We start from the raw sequence: 19,455 nt of genomic DNA, 5'->3' as shown, positions 1-19,455 counted from the left end.
AAGCTCCGAGTAACGCTGGGTGAAAACCTACCGTTATTCGGGGCTTTTTCTTTTTTTGTCGCTGAAATACGGAAGGCCCGCGCGGGCGCCTCGTTATTGCTGGGGGGCGCTTTTTCGGAGGGTGTGCCAAGCGATGTTTGTCGTCTGGCAAGCCCACCTGCCACTCGACTAGTGTGGGAGCAAGCCCCATGTGGGGTGCTTGTGGAGAACGGGAAATGGAGCGATATCACAAAAGGATCATCAGTGCGAAGAGGCGCAAGTTGATTGCCGCCTACAAGCTGCCAGGGGCACCGGCAATCACGCCCTCCTTGGCGTTGGACACTGAGGATGATTGCAATGCGGCAGTGGTGAACAATGGTGTGATCTCGTTTATCGAGGGTATGTCTGCGCTGAACCGCGAGTACATCCGCAAAAGCTACTTGCTGGCCAGTGGTTATGTCAGCGATGTGTTGAAAGTAAACCGCGGCACGGAGGCGTGGTACGACGAATTTATCAAGGTGATGATCAGCTTGGGCTGGCTGCCGGTGCGCAGCCGCTTCGAGCGGGTCAAAAGCTCGGGAAAGGGCCTGACGGTGCAACTGGCGGCGCTTAATATCATCGCGGCCATGCTGGCGTCGACATCACTGGCCGGGCCGCTGCTCGCGGCGTTGCCGAAGCTGGCGGCCGACGCACTGGAGGCCATGAAGCAGCAGCCCGCTTCATTCGAGCTGTTCAAGCGCAACAGCACGGTGCATCAGGGCGGTGATTTCGGCTTGGCCTCCTGTGCCGAGACCGATGGCGAAGTGATGATGGTGTTAGTGACTTACAGCAGTCACGGGGTGAGCAAGCAGGTCGGCTTGCCGTTTCTGGAGTGGGACAGCGCCTCGTTCGAGGCCTTCAGCGGGCAGACCTGCCTGGTGCTGAATACCTCGGTGGTCAACGAAAAGACCCTCCAGTTGATGCGCGAAAGCGCGGGAGACAAGGTGCAGTCGGCAATCGCCCAGTATCGGATTTAAGGCACCAGGTAGCCGCGTACCCCGGTAAAGATGATCTGCGCGGCAAGCGCGCACACGAACAACCCCATCAACCGGCTGACAATCTGCAAGCCCTGGTCGCCGAGAATGCGTTCGATACGGTTGGACAAATACAGCACCACGCCCACCGTGAGGCTGGCCAGGGCGATGCTGAGGATGGCGGTGATCTTGTCATCCCAATGCGGCTGGCTGACGCCCATCACCAGCAGCGCACCGATGGTGCCGGGGCCAACGGTGAGGGGGATGGTCAGCGGCACGATGGTCACGTCCTGCTGCACATTGTCGGTCTGCACCGCTGATTTGCCCTGGGCCATGCCCAGAGCCGAGATAAACAGCACGCTGCCGGCACCGATGCGAAAGGCGTCCACGGTGATGCCGAACACACTGAAAATCACCCGGCCAAACAGGTAGAGCAATACGCTCGACACCAGCGTCGCCAACGCCACTTTCCAGGCCAGGCGCCTGCGTTCCTTGCTGGAATAACCACGGGTCAGGCTGATAAAGCAGGACAGCACAAAGAACGGGCTGTAGAGCACCAGCATCTTCAGGTAAACGCTGAATAACACATGGAGCATGGGGGGCGGCTCGCAGGCGGGGGAAGTGGGGAGAGTCTATCAGGCGGCGCAGATCATAGGTGGGAGCGGGCTTGCTCGCGAATGCGCTGGATCAGTTAAAGATGCATTGACTGACACACTGCATTCGCGAGCAAGCCCGCTCCCACATTTGGTTTGTGTTTCAGGTCAGGAAGGTGCGTGCTCAGGGCGCTGTTGACGCTGCGCCACCCAGAACTCAACCAGCTCGCGCAACTGCGACAACTCCACTGGCTTGGCCATATGCCCATCCATCCCGGCCTGGCGCGCGCGCTCTTTATGTTCCGAGAGGATGTGTGCGGTGAGTGCCACCACCGGTGTGCGAATGCGTTGGTGGCTGACTTCCCACGCCCGCAGTTGCTGAGTGGCGGAGAAGCCATCGAGGATCGGCATTTCGCAGTCCATCAACACCAGGTCGTAACGCTGGGCTTTCATCGCCTCCAGCGCTTCTTCGCCGTTGCTGGCGGTGTCCGGGTTGAGGTTGAGCTTGCCCAGCATGCCGCGAATCACTTTGGTGGAGATGCTGTTGTCTTCAGCCACCAGGATGCGAAAGTCGCTGGGCACGGTCACGGCTGTCGGTGCGCTGAGGGCGGGGCGCGGCTGCACGGCGCCTTTACTGCGCTGGGTCAGTTCGTCGGCCAGGGTGGTCTTGAGCGTGTAGCCGGCCACCGGTTTGGCGAGGATGCGCTTGATGCCGCAGTTGCGCGCGATGATCTTGCTCGGTGCGTTGCTGATGCCGGTGAGCATGATCAGCAGGATGTCGTGGTTAAGGCTCGGGTCTTCCTTGATCTTTGCCGCCAGTTGCATGCCGGTCATGCCGGGCATGTTCTGGTCCAGCAGCACCACGTCGAAGTAATCGCGCAGGTGAGCTTTGGTGCGCAGCAGCGCCAGGGCCTCTTTGCCGGACGGCACGGCGCTGACGTTCAGGCCCCAGGCCGTGCATTGCTGCACCAGCACCTTGCGGCAGGTGTCGTTGTCGTCCACCACCAACACCCGCGCGCCTTTGAGCGGGCCGTCGAGGTCGGACGTCGGATGCTCCAGGCGTTCCGGGTCCAATGGCAGGGTCAGCCACAGGGTGCTGCCTTGGTGGCTGCCACTCTTGATGCCGAACTCGCCGTTCATCAACAGGATCAGTTGACGCGCGATCACCAGGCCCAGGTGGCCGCTCAAGCGCGTGGCCGAGAGGAAGTTCTTGCTGTGCAGTTCGCTGTGCAGCAACGCGTCGCGCTCGGCGGCCTCCATCGGCAGGCCGCTGTCCTGCACGGCAATGCGCAGGCGCGGCTTGGTGCTGCGTTCGTCGAGGGCGACGACGATCAGCACTTCACCTTCATCGGTTTTTTGCAGAGCGTTTTCCAGCAGGCTTAACAGTGCCTGGCGCAGGCGCGTCGGGTCGCCGCTGATCACTCGTGGCACTTGGGGCTGGATGAAGCTGATCAGTTCGACGTTCTGCTGCTCGGCCTTGGCGCGGAAGATACTCAAGCAGTCATCGATCAGGGCGTTGAGGTCGAATTGCACGTCGTCCAGCTCGATCTGCCCGGACTCCAGCTTGGAGATGTCGAGGATCTCGTTGATCAGCGTCAGCAGTTCATTACCGGCGCTGTGGATGGTTTGCACGTAGTCACGCTGTTTCACCGACAGCGGCGTGCCCAGCAGCAACTCGGTCATGCCCAGCACACCGTTCATGGGCGTGCGGATTTCGTGGCTGATCTTCGCCAGGAACTCGGCCTTGGCGGCGATTTCGGCATTGCTGGCCGCCAGATCACGGCTGAGGCTGAAGCGGGCCTCGACAATCGCGCGCTGGCGTTCGCCCAGGGCCAGGCTCATCAGCAGGCCGCTGAGGCAGATAAACCCGAGCAACGTGACGATTAAACCTTGCGGCGCCACCAGCGTCAGGCCGAGCAGGGCAGGGAGGATGATCAGCGTACCGATGTTGAACACCACCATCGCTACCACGAACAAGCGTGCCGGCCGGTAGCCTTTCTGCCAGTGACAGGCCGAGACAAACAACATGCTCAGCCCGGCCAGGGCCACCAGGGCGTAGGTGATGATGTTCAGCGGCAAGGTGTTGACGAACAACAGCAGCAGGCCGCACAGCACGATCAGCAGGATGTCGGCCATCAACAGCTTGTTCAGCGGGTGCGGGCCCAAAGGCATGAAGAATCGGTAGGCAAACATCAACCCGCAGGGGGCGGTCAGCAGCAGGGCCAGGTAGGCGCCCGGGGTCTGGATCGCGTGCCAGTTCGGCAGCCACGGCCCCACCAGGTTGAGCAACAATGCCAGGCTCAGCATCAACAGCAGCTCGCAGGCCGCCAGCCATAGGCTGCTGCGTGAGCGGTGGTAAGCGAAGCGTGTGAGGTTGTGCAGGATCAGCATCAGCAGGCAGCCGAACAGCAGGCCGTAGATCAGTGTCTGGGTCTGATCGGCGGCTGCGAGTACGGCCGGTTCCAGGGTGATATAGGGGCGCAGCTCGTGTTCCGAGACCAGGCGCAGATACACCTCCAGAGGCTTCTGGCTCTGGGGCATCGGCAGCATGAAATCGCTGCTGGGCAGCGGGCGTTCCGCCTGGGGTTGGCGAGTGCCGGTGCTTTGCTGTTCCACCAGGGTGTCGCCGTCCAGTACATAGAGGCTCAGGTGGGACAGGTCCGGGGCGAATACCCGCAGCACTTGCTCGTGTTTGCCGGGTTGCAGCTTGAAGCGTACCCACAACGCACCGTCCGGCTCCGCGGCGGTAATCCGGTCCAGTTCGATGGGGCTGAATTGATTGGTGTAGCGGGCGGAGCGAATGTCGCTCAACTGCAGGTCGGCCTGTTCATCAAGCAATACTGCCCAACCACTGCCTTGCGCGGCGGCCTGGGCCGGGAACAAGCAGAGCAGGGTCAGCAAACTGACTGTGAAACCTATGGCGATCCTGAGCCAGCGCACGGCGAAATCCCTTCGTAGGTTGATGCACGGGTTAACTATGCGCGGGGCGACATGTGTAGGGCAAGGGCCAGAGGCCCTTGCCTAACCGAACGGATAGCTACTCAAGTGTAGCTGTTCAGCTGTTCTCGCCACGTTCACGGGCAATGGCGCGATAGCCGATGTCTGTGCGGTAGAAGCAACCTTTCCAGTCGATTTTCGCGGCCAGTTTGTACGCCTGTTGTTGCGCGGCGTCGACACTGGCACCCATTGCGGTGGCGCACAACACACGGCCACCTGCGGTTACAACGTTGCCATCCTTGAGCGCGGTGCCGGCATGGAACACCTTGCCTTCCAGCGTAGCAGCTGCGTCCAGGCCTTCAATCACATCGCCTTTGGCGTAGTCGGCAGGGTAACCACCGGCCGCCAGCACAATGCCGACGCTCGGACGTGGGTCCCACTGTGCTTCAACCTTGTCCAGCGCCTGGGCCAGGGCCGCTTCCACCAGCAGCACCAGGCTCGACTGCAAGCGCAGCATCACCGGTTGGGTTTCCGGGTCGCCGAAGCGGCAGTTGAACTCGATGACTTTCGGGTTACCGGCTTTGTCGATCATCAGGCCGGCGTACAGGAAGCCGGTGTACACGTTGCCTTCGTCGGCCATGCCGCGCACGGTCGGCCAGATCACCAGGTCCATCACACGCTTGTGTACTTCGGCGGTGACCACTGGGGCAGGGGAGTAAGCACCCATGCCGCCGGTGTTCGGGCCAGTGTCGCCGTCGCCGACGCGTTTGTGGTCCTGGCTGGTGGCCATCGGCAGAACGTTTTTGCCGTCGACCATTACGATAAAGCTGGCCTCTTCGCCGTCGAGGAACTCTTCGATGACGACGCGGGAACCGGCTTCACCGAAAGCGTTACCGGCGAGCATGTCGCGCACGGCGTCTTCGGCTTCCTGCAGGGTCATCGCAACGATCACGCCTTTACCGGCGGCCAGGCCGTCGGCCTTGATCACGATCGGTGCGCCTTTTTCACGCAGGTAAGCCAGGGCCGGCTCGACCTCGGTGAAGTTCTGGTAGTCGGCAGTCGGGATCTTGTGGCGTGCCAGGAAATCCTTGGTGAACGCCTTGGAACCTTCCAGCTGTGCAGCGCCGGCGGTAGGGCCGAAGCAATCCAGGCCACGGCTGCGGAACAGGTCCACGACGCCGGCAACCAACGGCACTTCCGGACCGACGATGGTCAGGGAAACGTTTTTCTCGGCAAAATCAGCAAGCTGCTCAAGGGCCAGCACGTCGATGGCGACGTTTTCACACTTGGCTTCAATGGCGGTGCCGGCGTTGCCGGGTGCGACGAAAACTTTCTGGACCCGCGGGTCCTGGGCAACTTTCCAGGCCAGGGCGTGTTCACGGCCACCGCTGCCAATGATGAGGACGTTCAAGTCAGACTCCTTCGGAGGAAGTTACGAGCTGTAAGCTGCAAGTTAGAGCATTCTGTGTTGCTCTAAAGTGCAGCATGCGGCTATGAATTTTAGAAACTGCAAGCAATATCAAAAGTTGCAAAGACCTGCTTTTACTTGTTGCTTGCAGCTTGAATTTTGCCGCTCCACGCCAGTGGATCAGTGACGGAAGTGGCGCATACCGGTGAACACCATGGCGATACCGGCTTCGTCGGCTGCGGCAATCACTTCTGCATCACGCATCGAACCGCCCGGTTGGATCACGGCGGTAACACCGGCTTTCGCAGCATTGTCCAGGCCGTCGCGGAACGGGAAGAACGCGTCGGAAGCCATCACCGAACCGGCGACTTGCAAACCCGCGTGCTCAGCCTTGATCGCGGCGATACGTGCCGAGTTCACACGGCTCATCTGGCCGGCGCCGACACCGATGGTCTGGCGGTTCTTGGCGTAGACGATGGCGTTGGACTTAACGTACTTGGCGACTTTCCAGGCGAAGATCAGGTCGTGGATCTCTTGCTCGGTCGGGGCGCGTTGGGTGACGACTTTGAGGTCTTCGCTGCCGATCATGCCGATGTCGCGGCTCTGTACCAGCAAGCCGCCGTTGACGCGCTTGTAGTCCCAGGCAGCAGCGCGGTCAGCCGACCACTCGCCACAGGCCAGCAGGCGCACGTTGGCTTTGGCGGCCACAATGGCGCGGGCTTCTTCACTTACGGAAGGGGCGATGATCACTTCGACGAACTGACGCTCGACGATGGCTTTGGCGGTTTCTGCATCCAGCTCGCGGTTGAAGGCGATGATGCCGCCGAAGGCGGATTCGGTGTCGGTGGCGTAGGCCAGTTCGTACGCCTGGCGGATACCGCCTTCAGCGTCCGGGCTCACGGCCACGCCACACGGGTTGGCGTGCTTGACGATCACGCAGGCCGGCTTGACGAAGCTCTTCACACATTCCAGCGCGGCGTCGGTGTCGGCCACGTTGTTGTAGGACAGCTCTTTGCCTTGCAGTTGGGTCGCGGTGGCGATGCCGACTTCGGCCGGTTTGGCTTCCACGTAGAACGCCGCGCTCTGGTGCGGGTTCTCGCCGTAGCGCATTTCCTGGGCCTTGATGAACTGGCTGTTGAAGGTGCGCGGGAACTGGCTGCGGCCTTCTGTGCTGAGGGTCTCGGCGGCCTGGTTCACGGTGCCCATGTAGTTGGCGATCATGCCATCGTAGGCGGCAGTGTGTTCGAACGCCTTGAGCATCAGGTCGAAACGCTGGGCGTAGGTCAGGCCGCCGGCTTTCAGGCTTTCGAGCACGTTGGCGTAGTCGCTGGCGTTAACCACGATGGCCACGTCTTTGTGGTTCTTGGCCGCGGAGCGAACCATGGTCGGGCCGCCGATATCGATGTTTTCGATGGCGGTCGGCAGGTCGCAGCCTGGCTTGTTGATGGTGGCTTCGAACGGGTAAAGGTTAACGGCCACCAGGTCGATCGGCTTGATGCCGTGTTCGGTCATGATGGCGTCGTCGATACCGCGACGACCGAGGATCCCGCCGTGGATTTTCGGGTGCAGGGTCTTGACTCGACCGTCCATCATTTCTGCGAAACCGGTGTAGTCCGCGACTTCTACTGCGGCCACGCCGTTGTCCTGCAGCAGTTTGAAGGTCCCGCCCGTGGAGAGGATTTCCACGCCCAGGGCTTCCAGCTCCCGGGCAAATTCGAGGATCCCGGTCTTGTCGGAGACGCTGATCAAGGCACGGCGGATCGGCAGGCGGGTAGTCTGGTCGGTCATTTCAATTTCCATCAAAAGCAAAGGAGTCAGCAAAAAAGGCGTCCGTTTTTACGCGGGCGCCTTTCTGGTTTGATTGAATGCTTACAGCAAATCGTACTGCTTGAGCTTTTTGCGCAAGGTGCCACGATTGAGGCCCAGCAGCTCACTGGCTTTGGTCTGGTTGCCCTTGACGTAGTTCATCACGCTTTCAAGCAAGGGCGCTTCGACTTCGGAGAGCACCAGGTTGTACACGTCCGTGACGGAAGCGCCCTCAAGGTGGGCGAAATAATTGTGCAACGCCTTCTCGACACTCCCGCGAAGGGTCTGGCCTTCTTCGCTCGGCGTGTTCAGGTGCTGTTTCAAATTGACGTTGTCGCTCACGGGTGTTGTTCCACTCACTAAAGTCTCGGTCATCATCGTCATGCGGCCACCCCCTCTCCGTCCCCTGTCCCCAGGCTCTTGTAACGTTCGCTGAAAAACTCACGAACGTTGGCGCACTGTGCTTCCGTATCATCCAAACGATTGAAGTGGGCGCGAAACTCCCTGGCGCCCGGCAAGGTTGCGAGATACCAGCCGACATGCTTGCGAGCAATGCGTACTCCCATCACGTCTCCATAGAAGGCGTGCAGGGCGGCCAGATGCTCTAGCAGAATACGTTCCACCTCGATCAGCTCCGGTGCCGGCAACACTTCGCCGGTACGCAGAAAATGCTCGATCTCACGAAAAATCCATGGCCGCCCCTGGGCGGCCCGGCCAATCAACAAGCCATCGGCACCGGTTGCGTGCAGCACGCGCCGGGCTTTCTCGGCTGAGTCGATATCGCCATTGGCAAACACCGGCATCGACACCGCCTGCTTGATCGCGGCAATGGTGTCGTACTCGGCTTCACCGGTGTAAAGGTCGGCGCGGGTGCGGCCGTGCACCGCCAACGCTGTAATGCCTGCCTGTTCGGCAATCTTCGCCACCGTCAGGCCGTTCTTGTTGTCCCGGTCCCAACCGGTACGAATCTTCAGGGTGACCGGCACATCCACTGCGGCGACAACGGCCTGCAGGATCTCGGCGACCAATTGCTCATCTTTCAACAGCGCGGAACCGGCGGCCTTGTTGCAGACCTTCTTGGCCGGGCAGCCCATGTTGATATCGATGATCTGTGCGCCCAACTCAACGTTGGCCCGTGCTGCATCCGCCAGCATTTGTGCATCACCACCGGCGATCTGTACCGAGCGGGGCTCGGGATCACCTTCGTGGATCATGCGCATCCGCGATTTGCGGGTGTTCCACAGGCTCATGTCGCTGGTGACCATTTCAGAGACTACTAGACCCGCGCCCAAACGCTTGCACAGCTGACGAAAGGGCTGGTCGGTGACGCCCGCCATCGGGGCGAGAATCAAACCGTTTGGCAATGTGTATGGGCCGATGCGTACCGCCGACATAGGACTTCCCTGTTGTGGGGCCGGATCATTAGAGTTCGAAAAAGGGTTGGCATGATACCCGCTCTCGATGACTGGATAAAGGCTGAATTGGATAAAATCTGAACAGTTATTTCTTTATCGCCACCGGTTTGGTAGGTGGCGGGGCAGTCAATAATTTGCCGTCAAACCTCGGAGCGTGAACCGGCTCACTCGGGCGAGTGGAAACTCAGGCTGTAATTCACGGCTTTATTGCCCGGGTCGAGGATGTCCAGGGAGATATGGATCGGGGTCTGTGAAGGCATCTCGCTCACACCGGCCAGTTCACCACTCAGGTATTCGCCGGGTTTGAAGCGACGACTGGCAATCAGGCTGCCGTTCAAGTCGGCAAAACGCAGCTCCAGCAGCGGGAAAGGCTGGGAGAACGTCGCACGGTTATAGATGATGGCGTCCACCACCAGCGCCCCGGCAAACTCCGGGTTGCTGCGCACCACCAGGTTACTGCTCTTGATGTGCGCGATATCGACCCGTGATGGCACGGTGCAGCCCAGTGTTGGGCAAAGTTGCTGGAACCAGGGGCGGTAAGCGTCCTGGCGGGCAAGGTCGCCGAATTGGTAGGCGACGTACTGGCCCGCCAGGCCAGCGGCAGCCAGCAATACCAGGAGTGTCCAGATGAGACGACGGCCCCAGCCTGACGGACGTTTCTGCGCATAAAGATGCAGCGGGTCGTCTTCCAGGTCCTGGAGTACATCGTCGTGAACGCTGGCTTCCGGGCGTGGGCGTTGGCGACGCGGTTGTGGGCGTTCTTCGGGTTCAGGCTCGTCCGCGGCAGCGGTCAGCGGCGTGAACGGCGGGTCGATATCGTCATCGTCAATCGTTGAGTGCCGCGAGGGTTCATCGTCAATGTCGTCACTATGAAACGACATGGATGGCTCGGTGCGCTGCTTGGTCGCAGGTGCCTTGACCGGTTCGGGTTCGTCTTCGGGGGCTTGGACGCGTTCCTCGGGCGGTTCGCTGAATAGGCTGGCGGCCCACTTTTCTTCCTCGGCCTTGACGGTGTCACGGCTGGCGCTGAGGGCATCTTCCTTTTGCCGACGGTCGGCACCTGCTTGGCGACGCTCCGCGCCTGGCGGCAGGGTGTGCTGAATCTCGCGGCGCTCCAGCTTGGCCAGTTCTTCGTCCAGGTCAAGGTTGTCCAGGTCCAGCTCTTCGGCGGTCCACTGCTTCTGGCTGATGGCTCGCGGTGTCTGGGGGGCTGCCTCGGGAGCCTGTCCTGCGACTGGCTCGGCGGGAGCTGGCTGTGTAACTTGCGGCGCAGGTGCACCGGCACGCTGCTCCAGCAACTGGCGAGCGGCGTTGAACACTTGCAGGCACGAGCCGCAGCGAACCACGCCACGGGCCACGCTTAATTGAGCGTGGCTGACGCGAAAGCGGGCTTGGCAATGCGGGCACTGGGTGACGAAACTGTCAGTCATGCGGCCATCCGATTCAGGCAGGCGCCCATTCTAGCGCCGACGACCACTGATGCGTACCCAGCCGTCACGGTTAGCGATCGGGTCCAGCTCAAAGTCCTGAGCATAGGCTGCCGCCACGTCTTCGCCTTGCTCGGCGAGAATGCCCGACAGCGCCAAACGCCCACCTGGCTTGACCAGGCTCGACAACTGCGGCGCCAGGGACACCAGCGGCCCGGCGAGGATATTCGCCACCAGCACATCGGCCTGTACCTGGGGCAATTGCTCCGGCAGGTACAGTGGGAATTTGCCTTCAGGAATATGGTTGCGCCCGGCGTTGTCGCGGGAGGCTTCCAGGGCTTGCACGTCGATGTCGGTGCCGACAGCTTCCTTGGCGCCCAGCAGCAGCGCGGCAATCGCCAGGATCCCCGAGCCACAGCCGAAATCCAGCACGTTGCAGTCAGTCAGGTCCTGGCCGTCGAGCCATTCCAGGCACAGCGCGGTGGTGGGGTGAGTGCCGGTGCCGAACGCCAGGCCCGGGTCCAACAGCAGGTTGACTGCCTCCGGTTCAGGGGCAGCGTGCCAGCTGGGTACGATCCACAGGCGCTGGCCGAAACGCATGGGCTGGAAGTTGTCCATCCAACTGCGTTCCCAGTCCTGGTCTTCAATGACTTCACTGTGATGCTCTGGCAGCGGGCCGCCGGTGAGCAGTTCCATATGGGCCAGCACGGCGGCGGCATCGGTGCCGTCTTCGAACAGGGCCAGCAAATGGGTGTGGGACCAGAGTGGCGTGGTGTTGAGTTCGGGTTCGAAGATCGGTTGGTCTTCGGCGTCCATAAAGGTGACCGAGACAGCGCCCACTTCGAGGAAAGCGTCTTCGTAGGTTTCGGCTTGTTCTGGGCTGATGGCGAGACGGACTTGCAGCCAAGGCATGGCGGGCACCTTTGAAAAAAATGAGTGTGCGACGGCTGGGTCGCGAAAGCGCGCAAGTTTACGCGAGCGGCGGGCAGAAGACGACACCACTGACCGCACTCGGTCCAAATGTGGGAGCGGGCTTGCTCGCGAAGGCGTCGGGTCAGTCGCCTTATGTTCCCGCTGACCCACCGCCTTCGCGAGCAAGCCCGCTCCCACAGGGGTAATGTGTCTATCCAGAAAAAAACGGTGTTCCACAAACAACAAAGCCGCCCGAAGGCGGCTTTGTTGGGTGGAGCACTTACTGGTTAGCCAGCTTGTGTTCCAGGTAGTGAATGTTCACACCACCTTCGCAGAAGCCTTCATCACGAACCAGATCCCGATGCAGCGGGATGTTGGTTTTGATGCCGTCAACCACGATTTCGTCCAGGGCATTACGCATACGGGCCATGGCCTCGTCGCGAGTCGCGCCCCAGGTGATCAGCTTGCCGATCAGCGAGTCGTAGTTGGACGGAACCTTGTAGCCACTGTACAGGTGCGAATCCACACGTACGCCGTTGCCGCCGGGCGCATGGAAATGCTTGACCAGGCCAGGGCTTGGGATAAAGGTTTTCGGGTCTTCGGCGTTGATCCGGCACTCCAGGGAGTGGCCGTGGATCTTCACGTCGTCCTGGGTGAAGGACAGCACGTTACCGGCGGCGATGCTCAGCATCTCCTTGACGATGTCGATACCGGTGACCATCTCCGAAACCGGGTGCTCTACCTGCACACGAGTGTTCATCTCGATGAAGTAGAAACGACCGTTTTCGTAGAGGAACTCAAAGGTACCGGCGCCACGGTAGTTGATGTCGATGCACGCCTTGACGCAGCGAGCCAGGACTTCCTGGCGAGCCGTTTCGTCCAGGCCCGGTGCCGGCGCTTCTTCCAGTACCTTCTGGTGACGGCGTTGCAGCGAGCAATCGCGGTCGCCCAGGTGGATGGCGTGGCCCTGGCCGTCGGACAGCACCTGCACTTCCACGTGACGTGGGTTGGTCAGGTACTTTTCCAGGTAGACCATCGGGTTGCCGAACCACGCAGCCGCTTCGGAGCGGGTCTGCTTGGCGGCTTCGATCAGGTCTTCTTCCTTGTGCACGACGCGCATGCCGCGACCACCACCGCCACCGGCGGCCTTGATGATCACCGGGTAACCGACTTCGCGACCAATGCGCAGGGCGGTTGCCTCGTCTTCAGGCAGCGGGCCGTCGGAACCTGGAACGGTTGGCACGCCGGCAGCGATCATGGCGTCTTTGGCCGATACCTTGTCGCCCATCAGGCGAATGGTTTCGGCTTTCGGACCGATGAAGGCAAACCCGGATTTCTCCACCTGCTCGGCGAAGTCGGCGTTTTCCGCGAGGAAGCCGTAGCCTGGGTGGATGCCATCAGCGCCGGTCACTTCAGCGGCCGCGATGATGTTCGAGACTTTCAGGTACGAGTTCGTGGCCAGTGGCGGGCCGATGCAAATGCTTTCGTCCGCCAGTTTCACGTGCATCAATTCAGTATCGGCCGTCGAGTAAACAGCGACGGTCTTGATGCCCTCTTCCTTACAGGCGCGCAGGATACGCAGCGCGATCTCGCCGCGGTTGGCGATCAGGACTTTTTGCAGTTTCTTCGCAGGTTTCAACATCGAAGGCGCTCCGCGGTTCAAACGATGGTGAACAGCGGCTGGTCGTACTCAACCGGCTGACCGTTTTCTACCAGAATGGATTCGATGACGCCGGCTTTCTCAGCGGTGATGTGGTTCATCATCTTCATCGCTTCAACGATGCAGATGGTGTCGCCCACTTTCACCGTTGCGCCGACTTCAACGAAGGCTGGCGAGGTCGGTGCCGGGGTGCGGTAGAACGTACCGACCATTGGCGACTTGACCACGAAGCCGTTCAACACAGGCGCAGCAGGTGCGGCTGGAGCAGCGGCAGCAGGTGCGGCGGCCGGAGCGGCAGCAGGCGCTGGAGCTTGCATCTGTGGCGCGTAGAACTGTTGGGCCGGGGTCTTGCTGTGACGGCTGATCCGTACGGATTCTTCGCCTTCCTTGATTTCCAGCTCGTCGATACCGGACTCTTCCAGCAGTTCGATCAGTTTCTTAACTTTACGGATATCCATGAATCATCAACTCCCAAGGGTCGGTCAGGGGCGCTTGGCCGGTTGTTCAATGTGTTCCAGGGCGGCCTCCAGGGCCAGTCGATAACCGCTGGCGCCAAGGCCGCAGATCACTCCTACCGCTACGTCGGAGAAGTAAGAGTGATGGCGGAAAGCTTCGCGTTTGTGCACGTTCGACAAGTGCACTTCGATAAATGGGATGCTCACCGCCAGCAGCGCGTCACGTAATGCAACGCTTGTATGCGTAAAAGCGGCGGGATTGATCAGGATAAAGTCCACGCCTTCGCCGCGCGCGGCATGGATGCGATCAATCAATTCGTACTCGGCATTGCTTTGCAGGTACAGCAAATGGTGGCCGGCTTCACGTGCCCGTCGCTCCAGATCAAGGTTGATCTGATCGAGGGTGACTGCCCCGTAGACGCCCGGTTCGCGGGTGCCGAGCAGGTTCAGATTGGGTCCGTGAAGAACCAGTAAGGTCGCCATCGGCTGTTCCTTGTTATTGATGTGGGTACGGCAGAACTCGGCGACTATGCCGCAAAGCGTTTGTGACTGTCCAGTTCTATGCAGTAGGCAGCACGATTAGCGAGGATTGCGCGAAATTTGTGACTGTGGCCCGGATTCCGGTCATTGGTAGCACGGTCCTGAAGTCTCAGGAGATCCAATGTGGGAGCGGGCTTGCTCGCGAAAGCGGTGGATCAGTAAGAAATGAATTGACTGACCCACCGCATTCGCGAGCAAGCCCGCTCCCACATTGTGATCTCTGCATGGCAATAGATCGGATTAAACGCGGAAAGCCTGCACAGCCGTATTGAGCTGCCCACCCAGCACCAGCAGGTGGTCGCCCTGGCGACGGCCCTGGCCAATACGCAGCAGATTATCCTCACCCAACTGATGGATTCGTTCGCTGTTATCGCGAATTTCACTGACGGCACCACTCTGCTGAGCGGTCACATCGGCGATGCGCACTGCCGTGTCGGAAATCGTCTGGATTGCCCCGACGATTTCATCCAAGGCGCCGTCGGCTGCCTGGGCTTGCTGCGCAGTGGCTTCGGCGTGTTCGACCTGGGCGCGCATACCTTGCACCGATTGGTGGGCTGCAGATTGCAGGCCAGCAATCAGGACCTGGATCTCGGCGGTGGCGCCGGCGGTGCGTTGGGCCAGTGAGCGCACTTCATCAGCGACCACGGCAAACCCGCGCCCGGCTTCACCGGCCCGCGCTGCCTCGATGGCCGCGTTGAGCGCGAGCAGGTTGGTCTGGTCGGCAATCGAGCGAATCACGGTCAGTACGCCGCCGATGGTGGCGGATTCTTCGGCGAGTTTTTCGATCATCTGCGCGTTTTGCTGCACTTCACCGACCAGCGCATGCAAACCGGTCAGGCTCAGGCCGATCACGCGCTGGCCCTGTTCCACGGCTTGACCCGCGCTGCGACTGGCGCCGGCTGCCTGGCTGGCATCCCCGGCCACTTGCTGGATGGTGGCTTCCAGTTCGCCCAGGGAATCACGGATCTGCGCGGTATCACCGGCCTGGCGCTCGGCACCGTCATGCAGGCCACTGCTCAGCTCGGCGAGGGCGCGGCTGCTGCCGGCCACTTCCTCGGCATTGCCGCGAATAGTGCCCACCAGGTCCACCAGGTAGGCGCGCAGGCGGTTAAGGGAGGCTTCGATGTCGTGCAATTCGCGGTTGGTCTTGCCCAGGGCAATCGGCTGGCTGAAGTCGCCTTCGGCCCAGGTGGACAGGGCCGGTGCCAGGTTGGTCAGCACCCGCGCCAGGCGCCGTTGCAGGGTGTCGATCAGCAGCGCGATCAGCAGGATCAGGCCGATCATCACCCCTTGCATCAGGCGTACCTCACCCTGGATCCTGGCGTGTTGCGCGCGCACCACGGGTTCCAGGCCGGCGATGGATTGTTGTACCGCGGCGATTTTCAGGTGGGTGCCGGCAGCCAGTGCGGTGCGCTGCTGGATTTGGTCACGGGTGCGCTTGAGTTCGGCGGGGTAGCGGGTCAGCAGGCTGTTGAGCTCGCGCTTGAGGTCGACCCCCGTGTCCTGAACGTCGGCTTTTTCGCTGTTTTCAAGGCCCATCATGGCTGAAAAGTCATCGGAACTGGATTCCGCGCTGGCCTTTACGCCTAGCAACGGTAGCTGCGCCAACAGGTCGGCCTGGGTGCGGATACTGGCGACTTCGCGTTCTACGTCATCGGCCAATTCCGCGCGCCCGCTGCTCACCAGCTTGTCGCGTGCCAGGGACAGCTTGCCCAAGTGCTGGGAAGCGGCCAGCAGTGGCGGCAAGTAACGGGCTGCCTCGGGCGAGTTGACGCCCATGGCGTACTGGCTGAGTTGCTCCAGGTTCGCGCTCAATTCTCGCTCGGCTTGCAGCAGCAATGCTTGCGGGTCGCCGGCCAGTTTGCCGGCGGCGAGCAGGTCAGTTTTGCTGAAGGCATCCAGATCCGCGAGGCTGGGACGCAGGGTTTGCGCCAGCTCGGCGGGCAATTCATCCAGGTGCTGCAAGAGGTTTTCCAGGCTCTGGCTGGCGCCACTCAAACGCAAGGCGTCGCCACTGGCCAGGTAGTCGTCGATATTGCGTGCTGCCTGGTTCTGGAAGGTTTGCGACAAGCCCAGGTAGCGCTCCATCAGCCAGTAAGGTCGTTCCAGTGCGCGTTGCGACCACCACAGCGTCGCCCCAAGTGCCAGGCACACGGCCACTAGAAGAAGGGTATTCAGATTGGTCAGCAGCTTCAGGCGCATGCGTGGTTTCAACCGACAGCAAAAGATAAGTGCCTGAAGTTATTGCGTTTTCATTACAGGGTTATGACGGATTCAGTGAATTCCGGTGAAAAGGTGGCACTTTGCTTTGACGTGCGTGCGGCTTGTACACGGTTACGTCCCGCGCCCTTGGCGCGGTACAGCGCCTCGTCTGCCTGAGCGGCCATCATCAGGCTGTCGGAGTCGTCGCACAGCTCCACCAGCCCGGCGCTGAAGGTACACCACAAGTCCTGGGGTTGGGCGGGGTAGTGAATTTCGGCAAAGCGCCCACGGATTTCATCCAGCACCTTGCAGGCCGATTCCAGGTCGGTGTCGGGCATCACGATGGCGAATTCTTCACCGCCGTAGCGGCCGATGTAGTCGGTCTTGCGCAGGCGTTGCTTGAGAAACAGCGCCAGGCTTTTGATGACGCGGTCGCCCATGGGGTGGCCGTGGCTGTCATTGACCCGTTTGAAATGGTCAATATCGAGCATGGCAAAGCTCAGCGGCTTGTTCTCGCGGCGTGCGCGAAAGCTGCAGTCTTCGAGCAATTGCAGGATGTGGGTATGGTTGTACAGCCCGGTCAGGCTGTCACGCACCATCCGCGCCTTGAGGTTGCGCGCGCGGGCGGCGCGGTTGCGTACGGTGGTGATCAGGTGGCGCGGCTTGATCGGCTTGGTGAGGAAGTCATCGCCGCCTTCGCTCATGGCGTCCAACTGCTTGTCCAGGTCGTCTTCGGCCGACAGGTAGATGATTGGCACGCTGACATAACGGTCGTTGTGGCGAATCACCTTGGCCAGTTCGGTACCGGTACAAGCGGGCATGTACATGTCGAGGATGATCAGGTCCGGTTGGAAGTCCGCCAGCTCGGCCATGGCCTGGATCGGCTCGATCAGGGTGCGCGTAACGATGCCGGCGCTGTTGAGCAGGCGCTCGGTGTGCAACGCCTGGGCGCGTGAGTCGTCGATGATCAGCACTTTATAAGGCTCGTACTGCGCGACGCAGGTCAGCACTTCGATCTTTTCCAGCAGGCTGGAGGCTTCCAGCGTGCCGGTGAGGAATTCCTGGCCGCCCGCGCGCACGGCGGCCAGGCGCGTCGGGGTGTCGGTTTCGTGCAGGCTGAAGAACAACAGCGGCAGCTTTTGCTCCAGACCTTCCTGGGCTTCGGCCGCGAGCTTGAGGCCCAGGCCGGCACCGCAGAAATCCACATCCATCACAATCGCCGAAGGCAGGCGCTCGGCCAGGGACGCACGGAATGCCGCCACGCTGTCCAGGGACTGGGCGCTCATGCCGAAGAATTCCAGTTGCTTGGCCAGGCGCTCGGCGCGGTCGTGATCAGCCAGCATGACGTAGATCGGCTTGCGCATCGGCGGCAGGAACGTTTGCTCCAGCTGGTCGCCCTGACGCAGGCCGGTGCGGGACAGGCGCTGCATCAGGCGGTTGAGTTCGGTGATCACCTGGCTGCTGAGGCGGCCGCGATTCTCGTCCACGACCTTGAGGGACTCGCCAATGTGCCGCGCGAGCTGGCCGTGTTCCGGCTGTTCGAAGCGTTCGGCAAAACGCAGCAGGCGCAGGTTCGCTTCGCTGAGTTCGGACAAATCTGCGTTTGACCATTCACTTCGCTGCAGGCGTTGCCAGATCTCAAGAATTTGACGTGCCTGATGAATTACCCGCTGGGCAAAGTGCTGCTTGAGACGCTCACGGCTGGGGTCTTCTGACTCGGTCATATCCTGACTACTAGTTAGGGTGCATGCTGAGGTCGACTGATGGCTCTATGCTATCACCTCTTTTCTTCTATTTGAGTGTCATACGTCAATTAAGTACAAGTCTGTGCGATTCAGTTTTTGACCTTATGGTCGCGCTGCGTAAAAAGCCTGCATGCGTTATGGTTGAAGATCTTTATAGTCGAACCTGCCCCGTGCGCCACTTTGGTTAAAAGGCCCGCACCGATGGGCACGATGGGGTAGGGTTGTGGTCGGAGTGTTTGACCGCACCCGGACAATTGACGTGCATGAACTCAAGTGATTGAAAGGATATCGCCATGCTGGACTGGAAAAACCGTGCAGGCAGTGCCAAAGGCCCCGCCCCTGAGCCAAAGCCGACCCACCGCGGCTACTTTCGCAACCTGCTGATGAGCAAAGCGTTGCTCAGCGTGCTGGCCTTGTACCTGTTGGTCACCGGTGGCCTGGGTTGGTACTGGAGCGAAGAGCCGGCGCTGTTTCCGGTCCAGCAAAACGCCCAGCTTGCCGCCGAGAAGGAAGGCAAGCAGATGGTAATTGGCTACACCACCGTCGAAACCCTCAAGACTGTGGTCGGCACGTTGCTGAACAAGCCCGGTGGCTATATTTCCAACGACCGTTTCCCGCCCGGCCTGTGGATGGACAACATGCCCAGCTGGGAATACGGCGTGCTGGTACAGGTGCGTGACTTGACCCGTGCCCTGCGTAAAGACTTCGCCCGTTCCCAGTCGCAATCGGCTGAAGACGCCGATTTGGCCAAGGCCGAGCCACGCTTTAACTTTGACAATAAGAGCTGGGTGTTGCCATCGAGCGAGTCGGAGTACCAGGAAGGCATCAATTCCCTGAGCCGCTACGAAGCGCGTCTGTCCGACCCTAACCAGAGGGGCGCGCTGTTCTATGCGCGTGCCGACAACCTGAACAACTGGCTGGGCGATGTCGCCACTCGTTTGGGTTCGTTGTCGCAACGCCTGTCGGCCAGTGTCGGTCGGGTCAAGCTGAACACGGCACTGAAAACCGAAGCCCTGGCGCCGGGTGAAGTGCCACAGGTCGATGAAGAAGTGGTGGAAACCCCATGGATGCAAATCGACAACGTGTTCTACGAGGCCCGTGGCCAGGCGTGGGCTTTGTCTCACTTGCTGCGCGCCATTGAAGTCGATTTTGCCGACGTGCTGGCCAAGAAAAATGCCACCGTCAGCGTGCGTCAGATCATTCGTGAGCTGGAGGCCTCGCAGGAGCCGGTTTGGAGCCCTATGATTCTCAACGGCAGTGGCTTTGGCATTCTCGCCAACCACTCGCTGGTCATGGCCAACTATATTTCCCGGGCAAACGCTGCAGTGATCGACTTGCGTCAGCTCCTCAACCAAGGGTGATG

The 19,455-nt window shown here is 60.8% G+C and carries 15 protein-coding genes; 2 read left to right on the top strand and 13 right to left on the bottom strand.

What is annotated here, in order from left to right; genetic code table 11:
* The first annotated feature begins 215 nt into the window (after positions 1-215).
* The gene (locus ACDZ94_RS05480) at positions 216-995 is read left to right on the top strand and encodes a hypothetical protein (protein WP_064450478.1); all 780 of its coding nucleotides are present in this window, start codon (positions 216-218) and stop codon (positions 993-995) included.
* Here the strand turns inward: ACDZ94_RS05480 and ACDZ94_RS05475 are convergent.
* The 13 genes from ACDZ94_RS05475 to ACDZ94_RS05415 form a co-directional block, all read right to left on the bottom strand.
* Positions 992-1,588: a MarC family protein gene (locus ACDZ94_RS05475; RefSeq protein WP_003217330.1), complete on the bottom strand. Its 597-nt coding sequence runs from the start codon at positions 1,586-1,588 to the stop codon at positions 992-994. The genes ACDZ94_RS05480 and ACDZ94_RS05475 overlap by 4 nt on opposite strands.
* 165 nt (positions 1,589-1,753) lie before the next feature.
* Entirely contained in the window at positions 1,754-4,525 is a 2,772-nt protein-coding gene (locus ACDZ94_RS05470; RefSeq protein WP_262666910.1) for a hybrid sensor histidine kinase/response regulator, read from the bottom strand.
* 115 nt (positions 4,526-4,640) lie between these two features.
* Positions 4,641-5,933, bottom strand: a complete 1,293-nt coding sequence (purD, locus tag ACDZ94_RS05465; RefSeq protein WP_432751174.1) for a phosphoribosylamine--glycine ligase — start codon at positions 5,931-5,933, stop codon at positions 4,641-4,643.
* A 177-nt stretch (positions 5,934-6,110) separates the two neighbouring features.
* Positions 6,111-7,718, bottom strand: a complete 1,608-nt coding sequence (gene purH, locus ACDZ94_RS05460) for a bifunctional phosphoribosylaminoimidazolecarboxamide formyltransferase/IMP cyclohydrolase (protein WP_128591460.1) — start codon at positions 7,716-7,718, stop codon at positions 6,111-6,113.
* Positions 7,719-7,799: 81 nt separating this feature from the next.
* Entirely contained in the window at positions 7,800-8,120 is a 321-nt protein-coding gene (gene fis / locus ACDZ94_RS05455) for a DNA-binding transcriptional regulator Fis (RefSeq protein WP_002555375.1), read from the bottom strand.
* On the bottom strand, positions 8,117-9,130 hold the full coding sequence (gene dusB / locus ACDZ94_RS05450) for a tRNA dihydrouridine synthase DusB (RefSeq protein WP_064450482.1): 1,014 nt from the start codon (positions 9,128-9,130) through the stop codon (positions 8,117-8,119). The genes fis and dusB overlap by 4 nt, the downstream gene beginning before the upstream one ends.
* A 185-nt stretch (positions 9,131-9,315) precedes the next feature.
* The gene (locus ACDZ94_RS05445) at positions 9,316-10,581 is read right to left on the bottom strand and encodes a DUF3426 domain-containing protein (protein ID WP_432751173.1); all 1,266 of its coding nucleotides are present in this window, start codon (positions 10,579-10,581) and stop codon (positions 9,316-9,318) included.
* A 30-nt stretch (positions 10,582-10,611) separates the two neighbouring features.
* Complete coding sequence (gene prmA / locus ACDZ94_RS05440) at positions 10,612-11,490, bottom strand: 50S ribosomal protein L11 methyltransferase (protein ID WP_221293804.1); 879 nt, start codon at positions 11,488-11,490, stop codon at positions 10,612-10,614.
* 280 nt (positions 11,491-11,770) lie between these two features.
* Positions 11,771-13,132 (bottom strand): acetyl-CoA carboxylase biotin carboxylase subunit, encoded by a 1,362-nt coding sequence (accC, locus tag ACDZ94_RS05435; protein ID WP_017136745.1) that lies wholly within the window; start codon positions 13,130-13,132, stop codon positions 11,771-11,773.
* A 17-nt stretch (positions 13,133-13,149) separates the two neighbouring features.
* Complete coding sequence (accB, locus tag ACDZ94_RS05430; RefSeq protein ID WP_064450485.1) at positions 13,150-13,608, bottom strand: acetyl-CoA carboxylase biotin carboxyl carrier protein; 459 nt, start codon at positions 13,606-13,608, stop codon at positions 13,150-13,152.
* Between the two features lie 24 nt (positions 13,609-13,632).
* The gene (aroQ, locus tag ACDZ94_RS05425) at positions 13,633-14,088 is read right to left on the bottom strand and encodes a type II 3-dehydroquinate dehydratase (RefSeq protein ID WP_016972516.1); all 456 of its coding nucleotides are present in this window, start codon (positions 14,086-14,088) and stop codon (positions 13,633-13,635) included.
* 297 nt (positions 14,089-14,385) lie between these two features.
* Entirely contained in the window at positions 14,386-16,347 is a 1,962-nt protein-coding gene (locus tag ACDZ94_RS05420; RefSeq protein WP_262666913.1) for a methyl-accepting chemotaxis protein, read from the bottom strand.
* Positions 16,348-16,400: 53 nt separating this feature from the next.
* Positions 16,401-18,071 (bottom strand): response regulator, encoded by a 1,671-nt coding sequence (locus ACDZ94_RS05415; RefSeq protein ID WP_064450487.1) that lies wholly within the window; start codon positions 18,069-18,071, stop codon positions 16,401-16,403.
* 404 nt (positions 18,072-18,475) lie between these two features.
* Here ACDZ94_RS05415 and ACDZ94_RS05410 point away from each other — a divergent pair, with 404 nt between their 5' ends.
* Positions 18,476-19,453: a DUF2333 family protein gene (locus ACDZ94_RS05410; protein WP_407015981.1), complete on the top strand. Its 978-nt coding sequence runs from the start codon at positions 18,476-18,478 to the stop codon at positions 19,451-19,453.
* Positions 19,454-19,455 lie beyond the last annotated feature (2 nt).

This window comes from Pseudomonas sp. UBT, from assembly GCF_050915955.1.
GTDB lineage: Bacteria > Pseudomonadota > Gammaproteobacteria > Pseudomonadales > Pseudomonadaceae > Aquipseudomonas > Aquipseudomonas antarctica_A.
This window is presented reverse-complemented; position numbering and strand designations above follow the sequence as displayed.